This is a genomic window from Actinophytocola sediminis, assembly GCF_054779715.1.
Window position 1 is genome coordinate 52,510 of the sequence record NZ_BAAGXS010000038.1, and the last position, 25,628, is coordinate 78,137.

Consider the following 25,628-nt stretch of genomic DNA (forward strand, 5'->3'; position numbering starts at 1 on the left):
GATCGCCACAAAGCCCTGAATGCCTCATTGAGGACGTTCGGCGTCCTCAATGAGGCATTCAGGGCTTTCGGGGGAGGTCAGTTGAAGATTACGTCGCTGCACCACATGTAGGTCTGGTCGAGGTGTGCGGCCTGCCAGATCGTGAAGATGACGTGGTGCCCGGTGTAGCCGGAGGTCTGGACGTTGAACGTGACGTTGTTGTCCTGCGGGTAACTGCCGGTCTGGGTGATGAAGTCGAGGTTGCCCCAACCGAGGGTCTGGGTGGCTGGGTTGAACCCGTTCTTGCTCACGTAGACCCGGAAGAAATCAGTGCCGTGGTTGGCCTGGTCGTACAGGTGCATGGTGAAGTTGTTGCTGACGTTGGTGGTCTTCCACTGCCCGGCGCGGTTGAGGGAGTTGTTGCGCGACAGCGCGTTGCTGCACAACTGCCCGTCGGGAGTCGAGCCCTGGAAGTTGCCGTTGAGCCCGTCCCGCAGCGCGCTCATCCAGTTCCACATGGTGTCCGGGTTGGCCTGGAAGGCCTGGGAGCACATGGGGTCCAGCGTCGGCAGGTTCGGGTTCATGTGGTCGCTGCCCCAGTCGTCCCAGCACTGGTAGGCGCGGGTGGGCGGACCGATGATGGTGCCGTGGGCCGACGCCGTCGGCGTCCAGATGAACAAGCAGGCCATCGCGGCGATGACTACGGTCAGGATGCGCGATCTCGCGGCACGCCTTGAGGTGACGGGTTTGCGCATGGGCGAGGCCTCCATTCTCCGGCTGATCATGATCGACTGGGAGCGCTCCCACTAAATGCCAGCCTATACGGGGCCGACGTGGACTTCAACGAAATGTGAAGCCCATGTTGTGGACTATTCCGCACACGCCAGGAAATGATCTCACCCGTTTTCGCGGGTCCGGCGGCCGTCGACGTCAGCGGTGGATCGAGCCGGTGTCCTTGTCCTGCCGCACCACGCCCCCGCTGGCCGAGCTGTCGTTCTCCACCTCCACCGACGTCACCGCGTTCGTCGTGGCGTCCCGGTGGACCTCGCGCACGATGCCGATGTGCGACTGGCCGGCGGGGGCGGACCAGACGTCCCCGATCCGCGCCCCGGACAGGTTCGCCGACACCTGGGTCAGCGTCCCGAGCACGTCGGTGACCCGGTACTTGAAGCCCCGCTGGCAGACGTTGCTGTTCCCGGTCGGCCCGCCGCGTTGGTGGGCCACCCAGTGCGCGCAGCCGGTGCCGGTGATCGGCCCCCACCCGTCGCGGTTGTTCTTGTACTCGATGAAGCAGTCCCTCGGGTGCACGTGGGCGTCCACCAGCGCGCGTGCCTCGGCCTGCGACCTCGGGCGCCGGCGGCCGGCCTGCAGCTCCTCGGCCTCGCCGGCACCGTCCTGGTCCTGGCCGCGTTCGTCGACCTCCACGGCCGGCGCGCCCGGCGTGCTCGGCGTGCCCGGTTCGCCGGCGAGCAGCGTCCAGGTCTGGCTGCCCGCGACGCCGTCGCCGGACAGGCCGTGATGCTGTTGGAAGGCTCGCAACCGAGCCAGCAGCTGATCGTCGAACTCGCCCATGTGTTTCGCCTCCCGCGTCAGAACCCGTGCCGGGCGAGCATCCCGTCCAGGTAGTCCACCCACTCGCCGCTGTCCCCGTGCCTGACCTCCGGATAGGACCGCACGTCCGGCGACTGGCCGTCCTGCGCGGCGCCGCCCGTCGCGATGGTCACGCCGTACTCGGCGAAGGCGGCCACCTTGTCGGCCGTGCCCACCACGTAGGTGAGGAACCCGTTCGCGGGGGCGGCGAGCCCCTGTTGCTCGGCCTCGTAGGCGAACCACGCGTGGAACTGGTCCCACGACGCGTCCGTGCCGTCCCAGCGGGCCGCGTGCTCTGGCAGGAACCGGTGCCAGGCCGCCTCGTCGTAGCCGCCAGTCTCGCCCGGCTCGGCCTCGGCGGTGAGCTGGCGATGGTGGGCGGGCAGTTCGGTGGCGAGCTCGGCCATCCGCCCGATGGTGTCCATCGGCGCGCTGTCGTTGGTGGACAGGTACTCGACGAACCGCTCGACCAGCCGGCTGTCGACCCCGGCGCCCGGCGCCTCGTCGGCGAGCCGGGCACGGAACGCCGACCAGTCCGCCGGTTCCGCGTGGTGGGTGGCGCACACGTGCTCGAACCACCGCTGCGCGGTGGCGTCGTCGTCGAGGTGCACGGCGGAGATCGCCGCGGTGACGGCGGCATCCATATCCCAACTCCGTTCGTCGCCCGATGCGCGTCACGCTAGCCCGGCGAGGCCGGCTGCCAGGAGGACCGAGAAGGCGGCCGATCGGGCAGGAATACGCGCCGCCGGACACTAACCGGGTTCGGGATTCCGTTTAGACTGTAGTCGCACTCTCGACAGGAGGTAGGTCATGGCAGACAAGCACGACAGCGGCGCGATCGAGGTTTTCCGGCGGTTCCTGCGGTGTTCGGAGACGAACGCGTGGGACGACCTCGCGGATCTGTACGCCGAGGACGCCACGATCGAGATGCCGTTCGTGCCACCGGGAATGCCGACCACGACGCGGGGACGCGCGGCACACCGGGCACGGTTCCGGCGGATCGGCACGCTGCTGCGGTTCACCTCGGCCACGTCGGTGCGGCTGCACCAGACAACGGATCCGGACGTGATCATCGCCGAGTACGATCTGCACGGCGAGGTGATCGCGAACGGCACGACGTTCGTGCTGAGCTACGTCATGGTGGTCACCGTGCGGAACGGTGAGATCGTGCACTCCCGGGACTACGGCAACTCGCTGAACCGGCCCCCGCTCGATCAGCCGGCCACCGCGAGGAGGTAGCCGATGGCGCCGGCCGCCGAGGTCCCGCCGCCGTTGCGCGCGGATGCCCGCCGCAACCGGGCGAAGGTGTTGGCCGCGGCCCGCGCGGCGTTCGCCGAGCAGGGCGTCCTCGTCGCGCTCACCGAGATCGCCCGGCGCGCCGGCGTCGGCGCGGGCACCGTGTACCGGCACTTCCCCAGCAAGGAAGCGCTGTTCGCGGCGGTCGTCGCGGACCAGATCGACCACGTGATCGCGGACGCGCGCGGGCTGCTCGACCGCGACGACCCGGGGGCCGCCTTCTACGACTTCTTCGCCACGGTGATCGAGCAGACGTCGGTCAACAAAGCGCTGTGCGAGGCGCTGGAGGCGGCGGGGGACATCAGCGTCGACACCGCCACCGCCACCGCCACCGACGTGCGGCACGCGTTCGGTGCGGTGTTCGGCGGGTTGCTCGCCCGCGCGCAGCGGGCGGGCGCGGTCCGGGACGACGTCGACCTCGCCGACGTCCGCGCGCTGCTGGCGGGCTGCCTGGCGGCGCGCCGCCATCGGGGCGAGGCCGGTCCGGTCAGTCGCCTCGCGACGGTCCTGTGCGACGGGCTGCGGCCGCCTCGTTGACGTATGCCGCGTTGGCCCGGTCGATGGTCGGCATGTGTTCCTCGGCCCAGACGCGCAGGGCGGCGAGGGGGACCTCGAGTGACCGGCCGAGCGGTGTGAGCCGGTAGTGCACCTTGGGCGGCACGGTAGGCTCGACGCGCCGGGCGACCAGGCCGTCCTGCGTGAGGCTCCGCAGGGTCACCGACAGCATCTTCTGCGAGACACCCGGTATCCGGCGTCGGAGCTCGGCGAACCGCACCTCGGGTGGGTCGGCCTCGGCCAGCACCTTGACCACCAGCGAGGTCCACTTCGTCCCGACCCGGTCGAGCAGCCTGCGGGTCGAGCAGCCGGGATCGAACACGTCGCCACGCCTGCCCTTCGGCGTGCGTGCCGTCGACGAGGTCACCTCGAGCTCACCACCTGTCCGGAAAGTGCGGTCTTGGCCACGCCACCGCTGTTACCTACAGTGCCCTGGTAACCAATGGTAACCGACGAGGAGGGCCGCTGTGCACGAGCGACGGGTCACGGCCAACGGCATCGAGATCACCGTGGCGGTCACCGGCACCGGACCCGCTGTCCTGCTGCTGCACGGGTTTCCGCACACCTGGCGGCTCTGGTCGACGGTCATCCCGCACCTGGCCGGCCACCACCAGGTCATCGCCCCGGACCTGCGCGGCCTCGGCGCGACCACCCGCGCGGCCGACGGCTACGACGCCGCCACGCTGGCCGCCGACGCCGACGGGCTGCTCGACGCGCTCGGCGTGCCGACCGCCGCGGTGGTCGGCATCGACGCGGGCACGCCCCCCGCCTTCCTGCTGGCCATGCGCCGGCCGGACCGGGTGACCCGGCTCGTGGTGATGGAGTCGCTGCTCGGCGGCCTGCCGGGCGCCGAGGACTTCCTCGCGGCCGGACCGCCGTGGTGGTTCGGGTTCCACGCCGTGCCCGACCTCGCCGAGACCGTCCTGGTCGGGCACGAGGCGGAGTACGTCGACTGGTTCCTCGGCATCGGCACCCGCGGTCGCGGGGTGCCAGCGGAGATCCGGGAGCACTTCGTGGCCGCCTACACCGGCCGGGAGGCCCTGCGCTGCGCGTTCGAGTACTACCGCGCCATGCCGACCACCGCGCGGCAACTCGCCGAGGCCACCGCGACCGCCCGGTTGCGGATGCCCACGATGGCGGTCGGTGCCCACCCCGTCGGGGACACGCTGGCCAACCAACTGCGCCCCGTCGCCGACGATCTCCGCAGCCACCTCATCGAGGACTGCGGCCACATCATCCCCCTGGACCGCCCGGACGTGTTGGCACCGATCCTGCGGTCGTTCCTCGCGGGTGGGTAATCTCCGGACGGCGGATCTCGGGGGGCTGGCATGCTGGAACGCGACGCGGCGCTGGCCGCGCTGTACCACCATCTCGCCCGCTGCCGCACCGATCCCGAACAGATCCTCGACGACGAGGCCGGCGCCGCCGCCGAACGGCTGGCCGCCGCGTCGGACCCGACCACCGACCTGACCGCCGCCCACGCCCTCGGCCTCTATCACTGCGCCCGCTGGGACGTCGTCCCGGAAGGACTGGACGAGGACGACGCGGCCGCGGCCATCCGTTACCTGCGACCGGTGTTCCACGTCAGCCCCGAGTCCGTCCCCGCGTTCCTCCACCACGTGCTCACCGACGGCCCGCCGACCGATCCCGCGGACGCGGCGCGCGGCCAGGGCATCGACCTGCTCAGCTCCTACCTGCACACCGGGCAGCTGGCCCAGCTCACCCAGGCGGTCGACCGGTTGCGGGCCACCATCGCCACCACCACCACCGACCACCCCGACCGGGCCAACGACCTGAACAACCTGGTGGCCGCGCTCAGCATGCTGTCCGAACGCGAGGACGCGCTCACCGTGCTGCGGGAGGCGGTCAGCGCCGGCCGCGAGGCGGTGGCGCTCACCCCACGCCGGCACAAGCGACGCGCCAGATACCTGGACAACCTCGGCGGCGTGCTCCGCCTGCTGGCCATGCGCACGGGGGAGCGGGCGATCCTGCGGGAGGCGGCGCAGGCCGGCCGCGACGCGGTGGCGGCCGCCACGGCCAACCACCCGCTGCGGGCCGCGTTCCTCAGCAACCTGGGGGCCACGCTCCAGGTCCTGTACCAGAGCGCCGGGGAGTTGACCGTGCTGCGCGAGGCGGTGGAGATCAGCAGGGACGCGGTGGCCGCCGCCCCCGACGAGCACCCGGACCACGCCATGTACCTGCACAATCTCGCGGGCACGCTGGTGGCGCTGTACGGACGCACCGACCAGGCCACGGTGCTTGGCGAGGCGGTACAGGTCGGGTACGCCGCGGTGGCCGCGGTCCCGCGCGACCATCCCCGGCACGCCTCGTTGCTCAACGGCCTCGCCGGCACACTCGGCATGCTCGCCGAGAACACGAACCGGGCCGACGTGCTGCGCGAGGCCGTGCGGTTCGAGCGCGACGCGGTGGCCGCCACTCCCGACGACCACGCGCAACGCGCCGGCTACCTGCACAACCTGGGGCTCATGCTGCGCACCCTGTTCGAGTTCACCGACGAGCTGGACCTGTTGCACGAGGCGGCACTGGCCGGCCGGGAGGCCGTCGCGGCCACCCCCGACGAACATCCGGAACGCACCACCTGCCTGTACGACCTCGGCGTCGCGCTACAGACCCTGCACGAGCGCACCGGAACGCCGAGCGCGTTGGCCGAGGCACGCGACTGCTACCGGCAGGCGGGCGACACCACGTCCGGCATGACGTTCCTGCGCCTCCAGGCCTACCAGCGGCTCGCGCGGTTGGCCGGCCAGGACGAGGGGTTGCCGGCCATCGAGCAGGCCATCGACCTGCTGGAGATCCTCGCCCCCGACAGCCTGGCGCGCACGGACCGGGAACACCAACTCGGCCGGCTGGGCAGCCTCGCCGCCGACGCCGCGGCCGCCGCGCTGGCCGCCGGCCGACCCGCGCGGGCGGTGGAACTGCTGGAGCGCACCGGCGGCATCCTCTCCGCCGACGCCGTCGGGCTGCGCGGCGGCGACCACGACCGGCTGCGCGACCGCCATCCCGACCTGGCCACCCGGCTCGACCAGGCGCGTACCCGACTCGTCGACCTGGACCGGGTGCACACCACGCCCGACACGGTCGGGTTCCCGCACCTGGCGGCCAGCCGCCGCGCCGCACACCAGGACTGGGTGCGGGCGCTGGCGGAGGTTCGCCGGCTGCCGGACTTCGCCGACTTCCTGCGGACACCGCGCATCGCGCGCCTGGCCCGGCACGCGCACGACGGACCCATCGTGTACGTGACCGCCAACCCCACCCGAGGCGACGCCCTCATCCTCACCGCCGACCCCGACGACCCGGTGCACGTCGTCGGGCTGGCCGGGCTGAGCGAGCGCGCCGTCACCGAGCACGCGAACCGCCTGCTGTCCGCGTGCCGCAGCGCCGTCACCCGGGACCTGGCGCCCCCGTCGGCGCGTACCGCCCAACAGGAGGTCCGTGCGATCCTGGCCTGGTTGTGGGACATCGTGGTCGAACCCGTGCTCAGCCACCTCGGCCACACCGCGCCCCCGCCGGCGGACGGGCCGTGGCCCCGGGTCTGGTGGTGTCCCGTCGGGGCGATGGCGTTCCTGCCGCTGCACGCCGCCGGACACCACCACGCGACCGAGCCACGCACGGCCCTGGACCGGGTCATCTCCTCCTACACCCCGACCGCGGCCGCCCGCACCAGCGAGACCGACACGATCACCGCACCCACCGCCGTGATCGTCCCGGTGCCCGACCTTCCCGGCGCCGCGCTGCCCGGAGTGGCCGAGGAGGCCACCGCGATCAGCGCACTCCTCCCGGCGGCCAACCTGCTGGCCAATCCGACCCACGACACGGTCCTGGCCGCGTTGCCCCACCACCACATCGCGCACTTCGCCTGCCACGGCCGCGCCGACTGGGCCGATCCGGCGCGCAGCCAGCTGATCCTCGCCGACCACGCCACCGCGCCGTTGACCGTCACCGAGATCGGCGCGCTGCGGGTGTCGGCGGGCCTGGCGTACCTCTCGGCCTGTTCCACCAGCGTGACCGCGCTGCGCCTGGTCGACGAGTCCCTGCACATCACCGGGGCGTTCCAGCTGGCGGGCTATCGGCACGTGGTCGGCACCCTGTGGGCCATCGACGACCGGATCGCGGCCGAGTTCGCCATCGAGTTCTACCGGCGCCTGACCGATAACGGCGGGCGGGCACCACGAACCGACCGCAGCGCCGCCGTGCTGCACCAGGTGACCAGGCTGCTGCGCGACCGCTATCCCGATCTGCCAACAGTGTGGGCCGCCCACACCCACACCGGAGCCTGACCGGTCATCTCAGAGCTGCCGGATGACCCGGGCCGGGTTGCCGGCGGCGAACACGTGGTCGGGGACGTCGTGGATGACCACGCTGCCCGCGCCGATCACCGTGTTCTCGCCGATGGTCACGCCCGGACAGACGAGCACGCCGCCGGCGAGCCAGACGTTGTCGCCGATCGTGATCGGCACCGGCCGCTCCCACCCGGCGCGCCGGAGCTCGTGGTCCTCCATCGGATGGAGCGCGGTGAGCAGCTGCGCCCTCGGGCCGATCCGGACGTCGTCGCCGAGCGTGATCTGGGCGTCGTCCATGAAGATGGCGTCGTAGTTGACGAAGCTGTTGGCGCCGATGCTGATCAGCGAGCCGTAGGTGCACTGGAAACGCGGCAGGACCGACGCGCCGGGGCCGAACTTGCCGAGCAGCGTCTCCAGGATCCGGCGGCGCTCGCCGTGGCCGTCGGCCTCGGTCGCGTTGAACTGGTCGAGCAGGCGCCCGCAGCGCCGTCGATCCTCGGCCAGGTCGGGCTCGTCGCGGTACCACTCACCGCGCAGCATTCGATCCTTCTCGTCACCCACGTCGCTGTCCTTTGTACTAGCTTGCCGCAAGCGGGAGTCTGCGGATCATGGCAACATACACGGGCGCGTCTTTTCCAGGTTGAACTCGGCCGACATCCTGATAGCCCCACGCTGAATAGGCGGAGCGTGCTGGCGCGGCGTCGGCACGGGAAAGCAACGTGACTCGTTCTTCTGTCCGTCGCTCCAGCAGCTTGTTGTGCAGAGATTCGCCGATGCCCCGGCGTCGATAGGGCGCAAGCACCGCTAGTTCAATGATGGCAAACGTGCGTCCTGGGTACTCGTTGGTCAGTTCGTCCTCAACCGGATCGCGCAGGCCGCTCCACCAGCCGGTGTCAGGGCTCAGCGGCACGCCGAAGCTGAATCCAACAAACAAGTCGTCGACCTGCGCCAGGGCAAGTGTGAACCCTGCTGTCCCGGTCCAGGATACCCAGTGCTGAGCGAACTGCTCGACGTCGTCCGAATCCTCGTGATATGGAGGTTCGGCATATATTTCGGAGTACATGTGCATCACCGGATCGAGCGAGCTGGTATCTCCGGTATGCACTGTTAATGTCAGGTTGGTGAGCACGAACGTTATCCCAGCGTTTCGATCAGTACAGCTTCATCGAGTTTGCCTTGCGTGGTCATTGCCTCGGCAAGTCCCTCCGAATAGGGAGCATACTCGACGGTGGTCATCACAGCCGCCGCGCACAAGGCCCAGACCTACTCAGGTCCCATTGCCCTCGACGCACCATTTTGGACGCCCCTCCACCTCGACCAACGACACGACCCGAGGTTAAGAACCGTCCGCACGCACCTCATCACAAACCTGTGATGGTCACCCGGTAGGGGCAATTCCTGCACGGAGTGCCAGCCGCCGCAGATCCCCGCTGACCGCCTCGCGGAGCGCCGTGGCCATCAGATCGGTGATCACGTCCTTGACGAACATCGACGCGTGGACCTGCTGCGGTGCGATCTGCTCGGCAGTCAGCAGCGCCCTGACCGCCTGGTCTCGGGTCCGCCGGTCCTGCGCCAACGCCCGACCGAGGTCCGCCCAGTACGCGCCTTGCCGGGACTGCGGCAGCGCTCGCCACTGGACCTGTCGGCCGTGTTCGGCGGCGTGGCCGGCGCGGCCGAGTTCGACGCCGATCGCCAGCTTCCAGGTGCCGACGTTCGCGCGCCCGAAGTTCATCGTGAACTGGCCCCAGTCGCTGACCTCGGTGTCGAGCTGGTCGGCGACCAGGCCCGCCTCGGCCAGGTGATCATCGGCCGTCGCACCATCGCCCTGCGCGGACGCCGCCAATGCCGCGGTCAGGTGCCCCATTCCCCGGGACTCCAGCCGCGCACCGGGCACGTCGGTTGACGCCACCGCGAGCTGGTACTGCCGGGGCCGGCTGGCCGAGGAGAGGAAGTGCGCGCGAGTCCAAGCGGCGACACCCAGCCATGCGGGGTCACCGAGGGTTTCAGCGACGGCCTGGATCCGGTCGGCCGCGATCAGCCCAAGGGGCCGCGCACCAAGCCAGGACGCGACGTTGCCTGCCGCGTGATAGGCGCCGATCTGTCCGACGAGCGCGGCCGTGCGGTGCTCGTCGGTGCCGGCGTGGATCAGGAGATCGTGCAGCAGTCCTGGCAGTAGCTCGGCTTGGGCCGCGAAGTCGGCGCGTGGCCGGAGATCGCCGACCAATCGCTCCAGGTCGGCCTCGACCTGAGCCCACGGCCGCGCGGCGTAGTCGTCCGGGATCTCGCCGGGCCACCACTCGGTCAGCACGGACTCGACCGCCGCGAGCGTCGAGGCGCGCGACACCGGATCCCCGTCGGAAAGGGTGTCGAACTCGCTCGTCGGCACGCGGAGCGCGAATGCGAGTGATTCCAGCACGGCCCGCTTCGTCACCGGCCGGTGTCCGCGCTCGATCATGGATAGGTAGGACTGGGAGATGCCGGCCAGCTGAGCCGTGGCGGTGACGCTCATGTTGCGCCAGACACGGATCTCTCGGATGCGGTGGCCGATGTGGGCGCGGTCAACGTCCATGGATCACACCTTCTTCGCCGGTTGGCCCCTTCGCACCCCCGGTCCGTCGACCGGGGCATTCCCTCGGCGAAGAGGTACAGGTTCAGGCTACCTCCGAGTGTCGCCTGCACGTGCATCTGCCAGGTTCCTACCCGATCTTGCGCCGCTGGCCGCAGCCCTCATTGTGGAACGAGTAGTAACTACCATGGCGAAGGTCCAGCCGCTCGCGGGACATCGTTGTCAACTAGAACGTGTTTCAGTTAGCCTCGGCGCATGCTTGCCACTGTTGTCTGGGGAACGGGCAACGTCGGTCGTGCCGCGATTCGTGCGGTGGCGGCCCATCCGGGGCTCACGCTCACCGCCGTGCTGGTGCACGATGAGCACAAGGTCGGCCGGGACGCCGGGGAACTCGGCGACCTCGGTCACGACCTTGGCGTCATCGCGACCGACGACGTCGACGCCGTGCTCGCCGCCCGCCCGCGCGCCGTGGTGTACGCCGCCTCCGGCGACATCCGCGGCGACGAGGCGCTGGCCGACCTCGCGAAGGCGGTCCGCGCGGGTGCCGTCGTGGTCACTCCGTCGCTGTATCCGTTGTACGACTACCGGAACGCTCCTTCGGCACTGCTCGACCCGATCGAGGACGCCGTCCTCCAGGGCGGTGGCTCGCTGTTCGCCTCCGGCGTGGATCCCGGGTGGGGCAACGACGTGCTGCCGGTCCTGCTGTCGGGCCTCGGCACCCGCGTCGATGTGCTGCGCTGTCAGGAGATCTTCGACTACTCCACCTACGACCAACCCGACTCCGTGCGCTACCTCGTCGGCATGGGGCAGCCCATGGACTACCCGGCGCCGATGCTGCTGCCCTCGGTGCCCAGCATGGTCTGGGGCGGGCAGGTCAGGATGATCGCCCGCGCGCTCGGCGTCGAGGTCGACAAGCTCGACGAGACCATGGCCCGCCGTCCACTTGAGACAACCGTGCGGACGACGACCATGGGCGAGTTCGCGGCCGGCACCCAGGGCGCGGTGCGGTTCGAGGTACGCGGCATCGTCGACGGCGAGCCGCGCATCGTCATCGAGCACGTCACCCGGATCCACCCCTCCTGCGCGCCGGACTGGCCACAGCCACCCAGCGGCGCGGGTGCCCACCGGGTCATCGTCGAGGGCAGGCCACGGATCGAGGTCACCGTCGAGGCCACCGACGAGGGCGTGAACCGGTCCGCCGGCGGCACCGCGACCGGCGTGAACCGGCTCGTCAACGCCATCGACTGGCTCGCGGACGCGCCACCCGGCCTCTACGACGCACTCGACGTCCCGCTGCGCCCCGGCCGACTCACCGACAGGACAACGTGATGCGCATCGACATCCCGGACGGCAAGGACCCGATCGGCTATGTGTGGGGCGAACTGGTGCCCGGCATCGGCCCGGCCGCCGCCCAGCTCTCGCTCGCCGTGTACCAGCACACCTCCTTGGGGCTGCGGGAGTTCGAGGCCGCGCGGCTGCGCGTCGCCCAGCTCAACGGCTGCCTGTTCTGCCAGGACTGGCGCACCGAACGGGACGGCGAGACCGTCGACGACGCCTTCTTCGACGCGGTGGCCCAGTGGCGCACCGCCGACGCCTTCGACGACCGCACCAGGCTGGCCGCCGAGTACGCCGAGCGGTACACCACCGACCACCACAACCTGGACGACGACTTCTGGGCCAGGCTGGCCGCCGGCTACAGCCAGGCCGAGATCGTGGAGCTGACCATGAGCATCGGCTCGTGGCTGGCCTTCGGCCGGCTCAACCGCGTTCTCGGCCTGGACACCGCCTGCGTGCTACCGGTCACAGGTCGTCCTCGATGATCCGCTCGATGTTGCGCTCGGCGAGCGCGGTGATGGTGACGAACGGGTTCACGCTGGTGTTGCCGGGAATCAGCGCACCGTCCACAACGTACAGTCCGGGGTAGCCGCGCAGCCGGCCGTGGTTGTCGGTCGCCCTGTCCAGCACCGCGCCCCCGAGCGGGTGGTAGGTGAGGTGATCGCCCCAGATCTTGTACGCGCCGAACAGGTCCGTCCGGTAGATCGTGCCCTCCTTGGCGTTGATCTTGTCGAAGATGGACTTCGCCATGTCGATCGACGGCTGCTTCCACGCCGTCTGCCAGTTCAGCTCGACCCGGTTCGCCGCCGGGTTCCAGCTGAACCGCGCCCGGTTGGCGTTGCGGGTGATGGACAGGTAGAACGAGGCCCAGGTCTCGATGCCGGTCGGCAGCGGTGCCACCTCGGCGAACGCGCCGCCCGCGACCCAGTTGTCGATGCCGGCGGTCGGGATCGAGGTCTGGACCGCGCCGGTCGGGTCCCAGAGATGGTTGGCCCGCCCACACATCACGTTGCCGTTGTCGCCCCAGCCGGCGCCGATCTCGTTGTTGAGCGCGGGCAGCGCGCCGGTCGCCTTCAGCTTGGTGAGCAGCTTGCTGGTGCCGACGCTGCCCGCGGCGAAGAACACCCGGTCCGCAGTGACCGACTTGGTCGTGGTGACCGTGCCGTTCGTGCCGAGCACCTCCATGTCGACCGTGTAGCCGGTGCTCGCCGGGCGCACCGAGGTCACCCGGTGCAGCGGCGAGACCCGCACCCGGCCGGTCGCCTTCGCCTTGGCGAGGTAGGTCTTGGGCAGCGACTTCTTGCCGTAGTTGTTGCCGTACAACAACTCCCCGGCCACCGCTGACTTGGGCACCGTCCCGGCGGCCTCCTGCTTCATGTAGTTCATGTCGTAGACGTTGGGCACGAGCGTGAACGGGAGGTTGGACCGTTGCGCGTGTTTGCGGCCGACGCGGGCGTACTGGTAGCAGTCGACCGACTCCCACCACGACTGGTCGACGTTGTTCACGCCGAGCTCCGTGTTGGCCCTCGGGTAGTACACGCCGTACATCTCGTTCGCGTCGACGGTCGGCAGGATGGCCGCGAAGTTCTCCCGGCGCGGCGTGACCGCCATGCCCCCGTTGACCAGTGAGCCGCCGCCGACCCCCCGGCCCTGGTAGACGGTGATGCCGGCGAACTCCTCGGCGTCCAGGATCCCGGTGTAGGGCGTGACATCCTTGTCCAGCGGGAAGCCGAGGAAGTTGGAGACCGGCTGCTTTGTCCTGGTGCGCAACCAGTACGAGCGGTAGTCCGGGGTCGTCGTGTTGGCGAAGATCTTGCCGTCGGTGCCCGGGGTGTCCCAGGACAGCCCCATCTCGACCAGGTCGACGTCCACACCGGCCTGCGCGAGCCGCAGCGCGGCCACCGAGCCGCCGTAACCGCTGCCGATCACCAGCGCCGGCACGCGCGCGCCGTTGCCGATGTCCGCGACTGCCCGTCCGCCCAGCGCCGCCAGGCCAAGAATAGAACCAGTTCCAGCAATTAGTGAGCGACGTCTGATGGTGGTCGATTGCCTGTTGGGAAGGCCATGCACGCCCATGTGCGGCTCCTCGTTACGCAGGGACAATAGAACCTGTTATACGTAGTGAGGAAGGTCAAGTCCAGGCTCGGCGCGCGAAGTCAGGTCCGCTGTGGCTCGTCGTCGTGGACGGCCGTGCGAATCTGGTTGATGTTCTCCCGCAGGGTGTCGTTGATCATCTTGTCGGTGCGCGGGTCGGCGAGCATCTCCAGCACGACCCGGATCGTGGTGTCGGTGACCGTGCCGACGATCTCGTCGTGGAACGGCAGCCTGCGCAACCGGCCGGCGGTCGGATCGGCCCGGATCTTGTCGAGCACCATGCCGCGCAGCTCGGTCCGGTTCTCGGCCAGCGCCCGGGAGATGTTCTGCGCGTAGTGCCCGGTCTGCAGCACGGCGACCACCTCGTCGAGCACCGCCACGGTGACCGGCTTCTTCAGCACGTCGATCACCGTGCCGAGGAAGCGGTTCACCAGCCGCTGGGTCACCGCGTCGCCGAGGGTCCGGTCCACCGCGCGGCCGACCCTGGCCACCAGGACGACAATCCGGATCAGCCGGAACGCCCGCAGCGCCGGATGGGACACCGGGATCATGCCGACGATCTCGAACCAGTTGCGGCCGAGGAACTTCCAGCCCCACCCGCCTTTGCGCCAGCGCCAGACGAATTCGACGAGGAACACCGCGCAGATGGCGACGTCGATGGTGAACAGCAGGTTCTGCGTCTCCTCGGGTGGATCGGCCAGCCACACCCAGGCGAGCAGGCCGACCGACACGACCGCGAGCAGCAACATCAGCCAGTCGATGAAGAGCACCTGGTGGATCCGGCGCGGGATCTGTTGGCCGCGCACCTGTGGGTACGTCACGCGAGGCACCTCCGGCGAGTGTCGACAGCGCTCATCCTCGACCAGAACATGCCCGATCGCGCGATCAGCGCAAAACCGGGGTCGGCGAGCCAAGGCAGGCATTTCGGACGGTTGACCCTCGACTGACCGGGCTGCTAGACAGTGTGAGAGCGCTTCCATGGGCCTCGCCATTTCTTCCTGCTCACGCGGCCCGTGGCCCTGCACCCTGCTCAAAGGAGAGCCACATGCGCAACCGCTCTGGACCGCGCACGATCGCCGTGTTGGCAGCCGCGGCGATCGTGGGCACCGCGCTTCCCCTGCTCGTGACGGCACCCGCCGGTGCCGAACCGGTCGGGGCAGGCAGTTACACGACCACGTTGCCCCCGGGCGCCGCGCTGCCGACCGCGTGCGGCGACCTCGCCACCAACCCGCGCAAGCACCTGACCGACAACGCCCCGCCCGGCCCGGTGCCGACCAACGACTGGTGGTCCTCACTGGTCTACAAGCGCACCGAGTGCGCGTTCTCCGACAACCTGATGGCCCACCCGTTCTCCTTCGACACGGTCGCCGGCGGGCTCGGCGTCGACTACGCCACCACGCCCACCATCACCGGCACGCCGACGACGGTGGGGGAGTACCACTTCCAGTACGGCGCCGACTTCACCCTCGGCGTCGCCGGCCTGAACGCCGCCGAGTCCCAGGTCGACGGCTGGACCGACTGGACGGTCAGCCCCTACTGGTCCGACGGCACCCGCACCCTGCGCACCACCATCGGCCACGGCTCGCCGTTCGTCTACGCCAGGGCGACCGGCGGCGACGCGCAGCTGAGCTTCACCGCCGCGCCGACCGTGTGGGACCAGACCGGCAGCCGGGTCGGCTTCACCGTCGACGGACACGACTACGTCGCCTACGCCCCGTCCGGCGCGCAGTGGACGGTGTCCGGCAGCGCGATCTCGTCGAACCTCGGCGGCGCGGACTTCTTCTCCGTCGCCGTGCTGCCCACCACCTCGGCCAGCACCGACGCCGAGCGGACAGAACTGGCCGACGCCTACGGCCAGTACGCCCACGCGCACATCACCGGCACCGCGGTCTCCTGGGACTACGACGAGTCGGCCAGCGTCGTGCGCGCCACCTACCGGTTCACCACCGAGGCCCTCGACGGCGCCGAGACCGGCACCGTCGTCGCGCTGTATCCCCACCAGTCGCAGAACCTCGCCGGCGGCGACCCGATCGCGCAGACCTACCTGTCGCCGCGCGGCCCGATGAACGTTCTCGTCGGCACGGACTCGTTCACCACGGACACGAAGTACAACGGTGTGCTGCCCGAGGTGCCCGCGGTCGGCATGACCGGCGACGATCTGGCCACGCTCAACGGCTACCTGGACGAGGCCGCCGCCGGTGACCCGCTGGCCGGGTTCGGCAACGACACCTACTGGACGGGCAAGGCGCTCGGCCGCGCGGCGAGGTTGGCCGAGATCGCCGACCAGGTCGGCCGCACCGACGTCCGGGACACCATGCTGGACGCCATCCGCGGTCGGCTCACCGACTGGTTCACCGCGGCGGAGGGGAAGGCCGAGCGGGTCTTCTACTACGACCAGAACTGGGGCACGCTGATCGGCTACCCGGCCTCCTACGGCTCGGACACCGATCTCAACGACCACCACTTCCACTACGGCTACTACATCGCCGCCGCCGCGACCCTGGCCAAGTTCGACCCGGCCTGGGCGGCCGACGACCAGTACGGCGGCATGGTCGACCTGCTGATCCGGGACGCGAACAACTACGACCGCGGCGACACGAAGTTCCCGTTCCTGCGCGACTTCGACATCTTCGCCGGGCACGACTGGGCGGCCGGGCACGGCGCGTTCTTCGCCGGCAACAACCAGGAGTCCTCGTCGGAGGGCATGAACTTCGCCAACGCGCTCATCCAGTGGGGCCAGGCCACCGGGGACACCGCGGTGCGCGACGCCGGCCTGTACATCTACACCACCCAGGCCAGTGCCATCCACAACTACTGGTCCGACCGGGCCTTCCCCGAGGGCTTCGAGCACTCGACCGTCGGCATGGTCTGGGGCGACGGCGGCGCCTACGCCACCTGGTTCACCGCCGACCCGGAGAAGATCCACGGCATCAACATGCTGCCGATCACGGGTGGTTCGCTCTACCTGGGCCACGACCCGGACTACGTCGACCGCAACGTCGCCGAGATCGTGCGCAACTCGGGCAGCGCGGTGCCGCGTTCGTGGGCCGACATCATCTGGTCGTTCCAGGCACTGTCCGACGCGGACGCCGCGCTGGCGGCGTTCCGGGCCAACTCGGGTTATACCGTGGAGGAGGGCGAAAGCCGGGCACACACGTTCCACTGGCTGCGCAACCTCAGCGCGCTTGGCCAGGTCGACACCGGGGTGACCGCGGACCATCCGCTGCACGCGGTGTTCACAAAGGACGGTGCGCGGACGTATGTCGCGGCCAACACCGGTGACCAGGACCTGAGCGTCCGGTTCTCCGACGGCACCACGCTGACCGTGCCGCCGGGCAAGACCGCCACCACCGGCGCACACACCTGGCCGACCACCCGGTGACCCCGGCTCCCCGTGGTGATCGGCACCGGCACGCCGATCACCACGGGGATGTCCTGCCGGGCAACGAGAGGACTGATTTCCGCCAGCGCGCGGGCGGGCAACCGGACACTGTGGACGGCATGAACAATGTTGTGCACAACAAGGTCGCGCTGGTCACCGGCGGGAGTCGGGGAATCGGTGCGGCGGTGGCGGTTCGGTTGGCCGAGGACGGCGCCGACGTGGCGCTGACCTACCAGCGAGGAGCCGAGCCAGCAGAGGCGGTGGCGGAGAAGATCAGGTCGATGGGCCGGCGGGCGCTGGCCGTCCAGGCCGACAGCGCCGACCAGGACGCCGTCGGCGCGGTGGTGGACCAGGTGGCCGCCCAGTTCGGGCGACTGGACATCCTGGTCAACAACGCCGGGGTGTATCACGTCGGACCGGTCGCCGAGCTGGGGTTGGCGCAGTTCGCGGAGACGGTGGCGGTCAACGTGCGGGCGCCGTTCGTCGCGTCGCGGGCCGCGGCCAGGCACATGGTGGCGGGCGGGCGCATCATCAACATCGGCAGCAACGTGGCCGAGCGGGTGGTGTTTCCCGGATTCTCCCTGTACGCCATGAGCAAGTCCGCGCTGATCGGGCTGACCAAGGGGTTCGCCAGGGAGTTGGGGGCGCGGGGAATCACCGTCAACCAGGTCAATCCAGGCCCGATCGACACCGACCTGAATCCGGCCGACAGCGCGTTCGCGTCGACGGCCGCCGGGATCACCGCCCTGGGGCGCTACGGCACGGCGGCCGAGGTCGCGGCGACGGTGGCGCATCTGGCGAGTGCCGAGGGCGCCTATCTGACCGGCGCGATGGTCGCGGTCGACGGCGGGTTCAACATCTGACCCGAGTCAGTCGCGCAGGCCGAAGAAGTGGATCGGCGAGTTCGGTGCGAAACCGATGCGGGCGTACACCGGTGCGCCCGCATCGGTGGCGTGCAGCGTGGCGCGGGTCAGTCCGGTCGCCCTGGCGGCCTCGTGCAGCGCGGTGCGGGTGACCGCCTCGCCGTAGCCACGCCGCTGCCAGCGTGGGTCGGTGGCGACGAGGATGACGAACAGCCGGTCGGCCGCCTCCACGACGCCGGCGCAGGTCACCGGGACCTCGTCGCGGAGGCCGAGGTAGGCGTGCACCCGGTGCTTCCACAGTGGGGAGCCGGCCAGTCCGTCGCGGACCGCCTCCTGGGTGAAGCCGTAGGCGCGCGCGTTGAGGTCGGCGTAGTCCTGGAGTTGGTCGTCGGTGCGCACCCGGACGAACGTCAGGTCGGGGTGTGTCGGGGCCGTGGCCGGGAGCAGGTCCGCGGCCATGCCGGTGCCGGTGAAGGCGGGTGTGAGACCGGCGGCCTCGGCCGCCGGGGGCAGCGCCGTGCGCCCGTCCTCGGTCAGCAGATCCTCGAAGACCCACAGGAAGCCGGCATGCTTCTTCGACCGCATGATGTCCGCGGTGTCTCGCAGGCGGTGGGCGAGCAGCGCGGCGTCGGCACCGATATCGGTCAGGGTGACACAGTTCCAGAACGCGAAATCGCAGTCGGACCACCGGACGGTGATGCCCGGTAGGTCCCGGACATCGGCGTGCGGGTCCCGGTCGCACACCATCGTGTGCCACACCAGGGACAGTTGTGCCATCGATTCGATCGAGTCGTCCAGAACCCGCACTGCCCAGCTCCATGGATCTATGTCGTGGTGTCTGCCTGTACCGAGGATTCTTCGCCCGTTTCGCGTTTTCGCAAATCCTGGTCGCGGAGCCGCCGGAGCGCGAGCAGCCCACCGACTCCCGGCACGGCGGCGCGCCAGCGGGTGCCGGCCGGCGCCAGCGCGGTCAGCGCGATGACCGCGAGATAGGTGGTGCCGTGCAGCGGACCGCCGACCGTCGTGACGGCCTCCGTGTGCGTGGTGAGCAGATTGGCCAGCAGTACCACCAGGGTGGCCGTCTCGACGCCGGCCGCGACCCGCAGCACGCGCACCGACAGCACGCTCACGGCGCGTAGCCGGGGCGCACGATCATCAGCACGACGACGACCGCCCACAGCAGGTTGTAGATGCCGGCGAACATGGACAGCCCGCGCAGCCGCTTGCCGTCGTCCGGGTCGGTGAGCGCGGCGTGCTGGCCCGGCGTGATCCGCAGCACCAGCAGCGCTCCCGCGGCCGCGGTGAGGATCATGGAGACGATGACCCAGATCTCGCCCAGCCTGCCCTGTGCGGCGGCCAGGACGATCCCCGCGACCGGGACGGCGATGCCAGCGATGCCATAGCCCCTGGTGATGCGGTGCAGGGCGACGGCCACCCCACGGTTGCGTTCCCCCGACTCCGCCGCCGGGCCCGCTCCGGCGGGAACGGCAACGGCGACGGCGGCGGCGGCAACGGGCGCGTACCGGGGAAACAGGCTCGTCGCGGCTGCCGACCCGCCGACGAACACGATGGCCGCCAGCACGTGCACGGACAGCATGAGGTGTTCCATAGCTCTGTCAACCTTCTGGTATGTGAGCGAAAAACGTGCGGTCAGTCGCCCCACGCGTTGGCGTCGAGGATCATGTTCCAGGTCAGGTAGGGCACCGAGGGGTGGCGCTGGTGGACGATCTCGCCGGGGAGGGTCGTCGGCGGAGCCTTGAGCGGGTTGGTGAGCGCCTGCTCGACGATGGCCTCGGTGAGGGCGCGGCTGCCGCCAAGGCGCGGATAGTGGGTGTGCACGCGCTCGGCGAAGCCGCCGGGGAGCTGGTCGGGGTCGTCGGGGCCGCCGATGTCGATGCCGATGCCGGTCTGCGCGATGCCGATCTCGATGGGGCGGCGGCGTTGGAACACCGGCGACTCGTGCAGCTGCGGGGAGGTGTGCAGCGCGATCGCCTCCCACACGGTGTCCACCCGGCGGTCGGTCACGCCGTGCTCTTCCAGGAACCGGGCGGCCAGGTCGGCGCCGGCGACCTCGAACCGCTGGTCGGTGTTGCCCTGCTCGGTCAGCCCCATGTCGTGCAGCACGCAGATGAGGAACACCAACTCGGCGTCGTAGTCCTCGTGGGTGGCGGCCGCGCGCGCGAACAGGAAGCCGCGCACGCTGTGGTTGCGCAGGAACGGTTGCTGTGCCTCGGTTACCAGCGCGTGCGCCCGCTGGGCCAGCTCGGTGGTCGGCAGGGACAGGTCAGGGTCGGACATCAGATCTCCTGTACTGACTGGGCGAACCGTTGCCGGTAGGCGGTCGGGGTGATGCCGAGTACCTGGAGGAACACCCGGCGCATGGACTCGTCGGAGCCGAAGCCGCTGCGGCGCGCCACGGCGTCCACACCGGCGTCGCAGGACTCGAGCAGCGTGCGCGCCGCCTCGACGCGCACCCGGGTGACGTACTGGCCGGGGGTGATCCCGAGTTCGCGCTGGAACAACCGGGTCAGGTGGCGTTCGCTGACCACCGCGCGGGCCGCCATCCCGGCCAACGTGTGGTCGGCGGCCGGCTCGGTCACGACCGTGTCGAGCACGGCGCGCAACGCGGAGCTGCGCGGCGGGGGCACCTCGCCCCACACGCTGAACTGGGACTGGCCGCCGGGGCGCCGCAGGAACACGACCAGCTGCCTGGCGACGGTCCTGGCGGCGTCCGGGCCGTGGTCCTCCTCGACCAGGGCGAGCGCCAGGTCGATACCGGCGCTCACGCCCGCCGAGGTGACCACCTGGTCGTCGCGCACGTAGATGGCGTCCGGGCACACCGTCACGTCGGGGAACCGGTCGGCCAGCTCGGCGCACATGTGCCAGTGCGTCGTGGCCCGCCTGCCGGCCAGCAGCCCGGCCTCGGCGAGCAGGAACGCACCGGTGCACACCGAGGTGACCCGGCGCGCGGCTCCGCCGAGCCGGCGGACCTCGGCGACCAGCGCGGGCGGCAGTCCCTCGAGCAGCTCCGGCGGTGGCCCGGGGACGATCACGGTGTCCACCCGGTCGGCCACATCGGACAGTGCACAGTCGACACCCAGCAGCACCCCGGTGTCCGAGCGCACCGAACGACCGTCCAGGGACGCGAGGCGTATCCGGTACCCGCCAACGGTGTTCAGTACCTGGACCGGCCCCGCGAGATCGAGCAGCACCACTCCCGAGCACACCACGACGACGACATCGCGTCGGTCAACCTCAGTCACACCGGAAGTCTTGTCAGGAAACCCGTGGTCCTCAAGGACATCCAACCCATGGATCCGGACCTCCTGTGGACGGAATCCGACGGAATCGTCTCGTTGTCGAAAAGGTTTTCGGGTGTCACAGTGCTGGTGAGGGGCGGCCACTGAAATCCGGAAGGAGGGGATCGCAGTGTCGCGATCCTGGACGAGAAACATGCTGGCGGTGCTCCTGAGCGTGGTCACCGCGGGCGCGCTGGCCCAGCCCGCGGCCGCCGAGGCGAACCCGTCGACCTGGAGTCCGCCGTCGAACCTGGTGACCCCGCTCAACCAGGTGTGGTCGCACCAGGAAAGCACCTACGGCGACCTGTACGGGTTCCGCAACTACGGCTGGGACCAGGTTTTCGTCAACGGCGGCTACCTGAACTTCTGCGTTCGCTGGGATTCGTCGGCCTCGGTGTCGGCCGCGCTGCGCGATCGCATCCACGCCAAGCTCGCCGAGCAGTACCAGAAGTGGATCGACCTGATGGTGGGGCACAACAACTGGCCGTACGCGCAGGTGCCGATCAAGGTCGTCGGCTGGGCGGTGCGCGACCGCGCGCAGTTGCAGTGGTCGGACAACTCGGTGGACATCTACGTCGGCGACATCCGGGAGAACGCCCCGCAGTGCGCCGAACCGTGCGGCCGGTTCTTCGTCCGTGACGGTGTTTACCGCAACTGCCCCGGCGGGGTGGCCAGGCACTATGACCAGTCGTTGTGGCTGACCGCCGGGATGGGCGGTGGCGCAGGCGGTGACTGGGGCCAGCGGATGGGCAGCGAGTATTTCGTCAACAGCCTCGGCAGTTCCGACGTGACCATTCTGCTGCACGAGATCGGGCACACGTTCGGCCTTGACGATTTCTACGACTGGACGCCGAGCGGGGTGTCCAATTTTATCATGAAGGCCGGCAGTTCCCCGTCGATCACCGAGTTCGACGCGTGGATGTTCCGGGACTGGTGGCGCCACCTCAAGAGCCGGTACGGCCGCTGACGCGCGCTATCTCGACCAGCGGCCGGTGAACAGCTCGGCGCCCGGCGGCGACCCGGGCAACGGGCCCGGTCCCGGCGCCAGCCCGTCGAGCGCGATCGCGATCAGCCGGCGGCGGGCCTCGGTGGCCGCCGGCAGCAGGTCGTCCCTGCCCTGTTTGCGCAGCTGATCGACCAGCGGGGACCGGCCGAGCTGCTCGATCAGCATGGCGATGTCGACCCCGCCCACATCCGGGCGCAGCACGCCGGCCTCGTGCGCTCGCGCCACCAGCGCGTCGAGCAACTCGTCGCCGCGAACGGCCTTGGCGTTCATCGCCCGCGTCACCTCGATGGCGCCGGCGATGGGCGCCAGCGAACCCTGGCCGAACTCGACGCACCCGGTGACGAAGGCCGCCAGCCCCCGCCACGGATCGGGGTCGGCCAGGCCCTGTTCGGCCAGCTCGTTCCAGTGGTCCAGCGACAGCTCGCTGAGCCGCTGGAACAGCTCCTCCTTCGTCCGGTACCGGCGGTAGAGGCTGCCGATGCCGACCCCCGCCCTGGCGGCGATGGCGGCGACCGACGCGTGCGCGCCGTCCTCGGCCAGCACGTCGCGGGCGGCCTGGAGCAACGCGCGGTCGTTGCGTTCCGCGCGGTCGGTGCGTGTGGTCATCGCCACGGACCATACCAGTTGCGGAGCGATCCGCTCCGGGCATAACGTCGAACCGGAGCGAATCGCTCCGCGAACCGAAGGAGGCCCGGGATGAACCCCGATATCGAGGCGATCGAGCAGGTCGTGCGCGACGCCGAGCAACTGCAGACCGACGCGGCCGGCTTCGCCGGGCTGTTGACCGACGAGGTGGCGCTGGTCAACTTCACCGGCATCCGGCTACGCGGCCGGGCGCAGGTCGAGGAGGTCATGGCCACGGCCCTGCGCACCCCGGCCAAGGACGTGCTGACCAGGAGCGAACTGGTCGACATCACGTTCCTGCGCCAGGACGTCGCGCTGGTCCACCAGATCAAGCACGTCAACGACGGCCGCACCGGCATGCTGACCTTCGCGGTGGTCAGGGACGACGGCACCTGGCGGATCGCGCTGGCCCAGACCACCCCGGTGGTCAGCCGCTGAGCGGGCTAGCCTCGCCGGGTGCTGGGTGTAGTCGCGCGGCCGGCGGTCGCGCTGTGGCTGGCGCTGGCGGTCCCGCTCGTGCTGGAGGCAGCGACCTCCGAGGCCGCCGAGACTGTCGTCCGCTGGCTGGAGCTGGCCGGCGGCGGTCTGGTGCTGACCGCGGCGGTGGTGTTCTTCGACCGGTTCCCGGTCGGCACGCTGTGTGTGCTGGTCGCCTGCGCGGTGGTGCCCGCGCTGGTGCTGGCGCCGACGGTCACCAACCCGGCCTGGGGGTGGCCCTTCCTCGCGGCCGCGGTGTTCGGGTTCCGCACCGGGCGGCGGCTGGCCGACACCGGCCCGGTGCTGGTCGCGCTGGGCGCGGTGCTGCTGGCCGGGCTGCCGGTCAGCCTGCTGGCGGACAGTTCGGCGCGCGGCGGCTTCGGGCTGCTGTTCGGGCTCTACGACTGGTTCCTCCTGGTGCTGATCCTGCTGGTCGGGGTCCTGGTGCCGTGGCTGGCCGGCTGCTACCGGCGGCAGCGGGCCGAGCTGGCCGCCGCCGGCTGGGAGCGGGCCGCGCTGCTGGAACGCCAGCGGCGACTGGAGATCGACCAGGCGCGGCTGCGGGAGCGGGCCAGGATCGCGCGGGACATGCACGACTCCCTCGGCCACGAGTGGGGACTCATCGCGCTGCGCGCCGCCGCGCTCGAGGTGTCCTCGGACCTGCCGGAGCGCCAGCGGGCCGCGGCCGGTGAGCTGCGGGCCGGTGTGGCGACGGCGACCGAGCGGCTGCGGGAGATCATCGGCATGCTGCGGCCAGACGGTGAGCCGGGGGCGGACGAGCGGGTCGACCTCGCCGGGCTGATCGAGCGCGCCGCCGACGCCGGCATGGACGTCGAGTGGACCCCGGCGGCGGGGGAGCTGCCGGCAGCGGTGGAGCGGGCGGCACACCGGGTGGTCCAGGAGGGCCTGACCAACGCGGCCAGGCACGCGCCCGGTGCGCCGGTCACCGTCCGGCTCGCCCACGGGCCGGCGAGCACGACGGTGACCGTCCTGAACGGCCCGGCGACCGCACCGGCCGACAGCGCCGGGGGCGGCTACGGGCTGGTGGGCCTGGCCGAGCGCGTCCGGCTGCTCGGCGGCACGCTGACCGCGGGCCCACGAGCCGACGGATACGCCCTGGTCGCGGCCCTCCCGTACGCCGAACCTCCCGCCGAACCGCCCGCCGAGCCGCCAGCGGACTCGACCGGCGCCCGGGAACGCGGCGCGGCCCGGCGCCACCTCGCCGGCGCGGTCCGGGTGCCGGTGCTGGCCGCCACCGTGGTCGCCGTGCTCGGCTTGGCGCTCTACGCCATGGTCGGCGCGAACAACACGCTCGACCCGGCGGTGTTCGAGCGGATCCCGCTTGGCGCGACCCGCGTCGAGGTCGACCCTCGGCTGCCCCCGTTCCAGATCCTGGGCGATCCGGAACGTATGCTCCCCGCGCCGCCGGCCGGCGCGGACTGCCAGCACTACTGGTCGCGCGCGCAGACCGACGACCAGCTGTTCTTCCGGCTGTGCTTCGTCGCCGACCGGCTGGTGGTCAAGGCGGCCGTCCCGCGCAGCGCGATCTCCACCGACTCGGAGTGAGGGACCTGTGGTGATCCGTGTGGTGCTGGCCGACGACGAGCCGCTGACCAGAGCCGGCATCCGGGCGGTGCTCGACGCCGACCAGGAGGTCGCCGTGGTCGCCGAGGCCGTCGACGGGCACGAGGCGGTGGCGCTGGTGCGCGCCCACCGGCCCGACGTCGTGCTGCTCGACATCATGATGCCCAGGCTGGACGGGTTGTCGGCGGCGGCCGAGATCCACCGCACCATGCCGGCCACCGGCGTGCTCATGTTGACCACGTTCTCCGAGGACGAGCACATCGCGCGCGCGTTCGACGGCGGCGCCAGCGGCTTCCTGCTCAAGTCCGGCGATCCACGGGAGCTGTTCGCCGGCATCCGGGCCGTCGCCGACGGCGCGGCGTACCTGTCGCCCAAGATCGCGCGGTGGGCGATCCAGCGGCTGGACACCGGCGGCGTGTCCGGCGCGGTGCGCGCCCGCGAGCTGGTCGACCGCCTCACCCCGCGCGAGCGGGAGGTGCTGGCGCTGGTCGGCAACGGGTTGCCCAACGCGGAGATCGCCAGCCGGCTGCACGTGGTCGAGGGCACGGTGAAGGTGTTCGTCTCCGCGATCCTGCGCCGCCTGCAGGTGCCCAACCGGGTGCGGGCGGCGATCATCGCCTACGAGGCCGGTCTGGTCGAGCGCGGTCTATGACTTTCGGCTGGTCCGGTCGGCGGCC

The 25,628-nt window shown here is 70.6% G+C and carries 28 protein-coding genes; 13 read left to right on the plus strand and 15 right to left on the minus strand.

The window, feature by feature from the left end; all coding sequences use genetic code 11:
- Positions 1–77: 77 nt before the first annotated feature.
- Complete coding sequence (locus tag ACYVIP_RS23695) at positions 78–668, minus strand: lytic polysaccharide monooxygenase auxiliary activity family 9 protein (protein WP_460399922.1); 591 nt, start codon at positions 666–668, stop codon at positions 78–80.
- Here ACYVIP_RS23695 and ACYVIP_RS23700 point away from each other — a divergent pair.
- On the plus strand, positions 652–789 hold the full coding sequence (locus ACYVIP_RS23700; RefSeq protein WP_460399924.1) for a hypothetical protein: 138 nt from the start codon (positions 652–654) through the stop codon (positions 787–789). The two genes, ACYVIP_RS23695 and ACYVIP_RS23700, sit on opposite strands and share 17 nt — an antisense overlap.
- 120 nt (positions 790–909) lie before the next feature.
- On the opposite strand, the gene ACYVIP_RS23705 is transcribed toward ACYVIP_RS23700, so the two are convergent.
- Positions 910–1,551 (minus strand): peptidoglycan-binding domain-containing protein, encoded by a 642-nt coding sequence (locus tag ACYVIP_RS23705; RefSeq protein WP_460399926.1) that lies wholly within the window; start codon positions 1,549–1,551, stop codon positions 910–912.
- A 17-nt stretch (positions 1,552–1,568) separates the two neighbouring features.
- Positions 1,569–2,213, minus strand: a complete 645-nt coding sequence (locus tag ACYVIP_RS23710) for a hypothetical protein (RefSeq protein ID WP_460399928.1) — start codon at positions 2,211–2,213, stop codon at positions 1,569–1,571.
- Between the two features lie 166 nt (positions 2,214–2,379).
- Here ACYVIP_RS23710 and ACYVIP_RS23715 point away from each other — a divergent pair, with 166 nt between their 5' ends.
- Together ACYVIP_RS23715 and ACYVIP_RS23720 are read left to right on the plus strand one after the other, a co-directional pair.
- Positions 2,380–2,808: a nuclear transport factor 2 family protein gene (locus ACYVIP_RS23715; protein WP_460399930.1), complete on the plus strand. Its 429-nt coding sequence runs from the start codon at positions 2,380–2,382 to the stop codon at positions 2,806–2,808.
- Between the two features lie 3 nt (positions 2,809–2,811).
- Positions 2,812–3,402: a TetR/AcrR family transcriptional regulator gene (locus ACYVIP_RS23720; RefSeq protein WP_460399933.1), complete on the plus strand. Its 591-nt coding sequence runs from the start codon at positions 2,812–2,814 to the stop codon at positions 3,400–3,402.
- On the opposite strand, the gene ACYVIP_RS23725 is transcribed toward ACYVIP_RS23720, so the two are convergent.
- The gene (locus ACYVIP_RS23725) at positions 3,353–3,787 is read right to left on the minus strand and encodes a winged helix-turn-helix transcriptional regulator (protein ID WP_460399935.1); all 435 of its coding nucleotides are present in this window, start codon (positions 3,785–3,787) and stop codon (positions 3,353–3,355) included. The genes ACYVIP_RS23720 and ACYVIP_RS23725 overlap by 50 nt on opposite strands.
- 100 nt (positions 3,788–3,887) lie before the next feature.
- Here ACYVIP_RS23725 and ACYVIP_RS23730 point away from each other — a divergent pair, with 100 nt between their 5' ends.
- Together ACYVIP_RS23730 and ACYVIP_RS23735 are read left to right on the plus strand one after the other, a co-directional pair.
- Positions 3,888–4,718 carry an alpha/beta fold hydrolase gene (locus tag ACYVIP_RS23730; RefSeq protein WP_460399937.1) on the plus strand — a complete coding sequence of 277 codons (831 nt, stop codon included), beginning with the start codon at positions 3,888–3,890 and terminating at the stop codon, positions 4,716–4,718.
- Between the two features lie 30 nt (positions 4,719–4,748).
- Positions 4,749–7,718 carry a CHAT domain-containing protein gene (locus tag ACYVIP_RS23735; protein ID WP_460399938.1) on the plus strand — a complete coding sequence of 990 codons (2,970 nt, stop codon included), beginning with the start codon at positions 4,749–4,751 and terminating at the stop codon, positions 7,716–7,718.
- Between the two features lie 9 nt (positions 7,719–7,727).
- On the opposite strand, the gene ACYVIP_RS23740 is transcribed toward ACYVIP_RS23735, so the two are convergent.
- The 3 genes from ACYVIP_RS23740 to ACYVIP_RS23750 all read right to left on the minus strand — a co-directional run bounded on the left by ACYVIP_RS23740 (position 7,728) and on the right by ACYVIP_RS23750 (position 10,290).
- Complete coding sequence (locus ACYVIP_RS23740; protein WP_460399940.1) at positions 7,728–8,282, minus strand: sugar O-acetyltransferase; 555 nt, start codon at positions 8,280–8,282, stop codon at positions 7,728–7,730.
- Between the two features lie 16 nt (positions 8,283–8,298).
- A complete protein-coding gene (locus tag ACYVIP_RS23745; protein WP_460399942.1) occupies positions 8,299–8,850 on the minus strand; it encodes a GNAT family N-acetyltransferase in 552 nt (183 codons plus the stop codon).
- A gap of 249 nt (positions 8,851–9,099) precedes the next feature.
- A complete protein-coding gene (locus tag ACYVIP_RS23750) occupies positions 9,100–10,290 on the minus strand; it encodes a helix-turn-helix domain-containing protein (RefSeq protein WP_460399944.1) in 1,191 nt (396 codons plus the stop codon).
- A 252-nt stretch (positions 10,291–10,542) separates the two neighbouring features.
- Here ACYVIP_RS23750 and ACYVIP_RS23755 point away from each other — a divergent pair, with 252 nt between their 5' ends.
- Positions 10,543–11,616, plus strand: coding sequence for an NAD(P)H-dependent amine dehydrogenase family protein (locus ACYVIP_RS23755; RefSeq protein WP_460399946.1), 1,074 nt, complete (start codon positions 10,543–10,545; stop codon positions 11,614–11,616).
- Positions 11,616–12,107 (plus strand): carboxymuconolactone decarboxylase family protein, encoded by a 492-nt coding sequence (locus ACYVIP_RS23760; RefSeq protein WP_460399948.1) that lies wholly within the window; start codon positions 11,616–11,618, stop codon positions 12,105–12,107. Before ACYVIP_RS23755 ends, ACYVIP_RS23760 begins: the two co-directional genes overlap by 1 nt.
- Here ACYVIP_RS23760 and ACYVIP_RS23765 read toward each other — a convergent pair.
- Positions 12,088–13,563 carry a GMC oxidoreductase gene (locus tag ACYVIP_RS23765; RefSeq protein WP_460399950.1) on the minus strand — a complete coding sequence of 492 codons (1,476 nt, stop codon included), beginning with the start codon at positions 13,561–13,563 and terminating at the stop codon, positions 12,088–12,090. The genes ACYVIP_RS23760 and ACYVIP_RS23765 overlap by 20 nt on opposite strands.
- Before the next feature lie 215 nt (positions 13,564–13,778).
- The gene (locus ACYVIP_RS23770) at positions 13,779–14,537 is read right to left on the minus strand and encodes an ion transporter (protein WP_460399952.1); all 759 of its coding nucleotides are present in this window, start codon (positions 14,535–14,537) and stop codon (positions 13,779–13,781) included.
- 224 nt (positions 14,538–14,761) lie between these two features.
- Here ACYVIP_RS23770 and ACYVIP_RS23775 point away from each other — a divergent pair, with 224 nt between their 5' ends.
- Both ACYVIP_RS23775 and ACYVIP_RS23780 read left to right on the plus strand, forming a co-directional pair.
- Positions 14,762–17,098, plus strand: a complete 2,337-nt coding sequence (locus ACYVIP_RS23775) for a glycosyl hydrolase (protein WP_460399954.1) — start codon at positions 14,762–14,764, stop codon at positions 17,096–17,098.
- A gap of 119 nt (positions 17,099–17,217) precedes the next feature.
- Entirely contained in the window at positions 17,218–17,961 is a 744-nt protein-coding gene (locus tag ACYVIP_RS23780) for an SDR family NAD(P)-dependent oxidoreductase (RefSeq protein WP_460399956.1), read from the plus strand.
- Between the two features lie 6 nt (positions 17,962–17,967).
- On the opposite strand, the gene ACYVIP_RS23785 is transcribed toward ACYVIP_RS23780, so the two are convergent.
- Genes ACYVIP_RS23785 through ACYVIP_RS23805 form a run of 5 tightly spaced genes read right to left on the minus strand, consistent with a single transcriptional unit; the run spans position 17,968 to position 21,224 of the window.
- Positions 17,968–18,738 carry a GNAT family N-acetyltransferase gene (locus ACYVIP_RS23785; RefSeq protein ID WP_460399958.1) on the minus strand — a complete coding sequence of 257 codons (771 nt, stop codon included), beginning with the start codon at positions 18,736–18,738 and terminating at the stop codon, positions 17,968–17,970.
- 47 nt (positions 18,739–18,785) lie between these two features.
- Positions 18,786–19,091: a DUF3817 domain-containing protein gene (locus ACYVIP_RS23790; protein WP_460399960.1), complete on the minus strand. Its 306-nt coding sequence runs from the start codon at positions 19,089–19,091 to the stop codon at positions 18,786–18,788.
- A complete protein-coding gene (locus tag ACYVIP_RS23795; RefSeq protein ID WP_460399962.1) occupies positions 19,088–19,570 on the minus strand; it encodes a hypothetical protein in 483 nt (160 codons plus the stop codon). The genes ACYVIP_RS23790 and ACYVIP_RS23795 overlap by 4 nt, the downstream gene beginning before the upstream one ends.
- Positions 19,571–19,611: 41 nt before the next feature.
- On the minus strand, positions 19,612–20,259 hold the full coding sequence (locus ACYVIP_RS23800; RefSeq protein WP_460399964.1) for an HD domain-containing protein: 648 nt from the start codon (positions 20,257–20,259) through the stop codon (positions 19,612–19,614).
- Positions 20,259–21,224: a GlxA family transcriptional regulator gene (locus ACYVIP_RS23805; protein ID WP_460399966.1), complete on the minus strand. Its 966-nt coding sequence runs from the start codon at positions 21,222–21,224 to the stop codon at positions 20,259–20,261. The genes ACYVIP_RS23800 and ACYVIP_RS23805 overlap by 1 nt, the downstream gene beginning before the upstream one ends.
- A gap of 190 nt (positions 21,225–21,414) precedes the next feature.
- Between ACYVIP_RS23805 and ACYVIP_RS23810 the strand changes: the two genes are divergently transcribed.
- Positions 21,415–22,227, plus strand: coding sequence for a hypothetical protein (locus tag ACYVIP_RS23810; RefSeq protein WP_460399968.1), 813 nt, complete (start codon positions 21,415–21,417; stop codon positions 22,225–22,227).
- Between the two features lie 6 nt (positions 22,228–22,233).
- Here ACYVIP_RS23810 and ACYVIP_RS23815 read toward each other — a convergent pair whose 3' ends face one another.
- Entirely contained in the window at positions 22,234–22,872 is a 639-nt protein-coding gene (locus tag ACYVIP_RS23815) for a TetR/AcrR family transcriptional regulator (protein ID WP_460399970.1), read from the minus strand.
- Between the two features lie 90 nt (positions 22,873–22,962).
- Here ACYVIP_RS23815 and ACYVIP_RS23820 point away from each other — a divergent pair, with 90 nt between their 5' ends.
- The 3 genes from ACYVIP_RS23820 to ACYVIP_RS23830 are packed head-to-tail and all read left to right on the plus strand — an operon-like array spanning position 22,963 to position 25,603.
- Positions 22,963–23,328, plus strand: coding sequence for an SgcJ/EcaC family oxidoreductase (locus ACYVIP_RS23820; RefSeq protein ID WP_460399972.1), 366 nt, complete (start codon positions 22,963–22,965; stop codon positions 23,326–23,328).
- Positions 23,329–23,346: 18 nt separating this feature from the next.
- Positions 23,347–24,933, plus strand: a complete 1,587-nt coding sequence (locus ACYVIP_RS23825) for a sensor histidine kinase (protein ID WP_460399974.1) — start codon at positions 23,347–23,349, stop codon at positions 24,931–24,933.
- A 10-nt stretch (positions 24,934–24,943) separates the two neighbouring features.
- Positions 24,944–25,603: a response regulator transcription factor gene (locus ACYVIP_RS23830; RefSeq protein ID WP_460399975.1), complete on the plus strand. Its 660-nt coding sequence runs from the start codon at positions 24,944–24,946 to the stop codon at positions 25,601–25,603.
- Positions 25,604–25,628 lie beyond the last annotated feature (25 nt).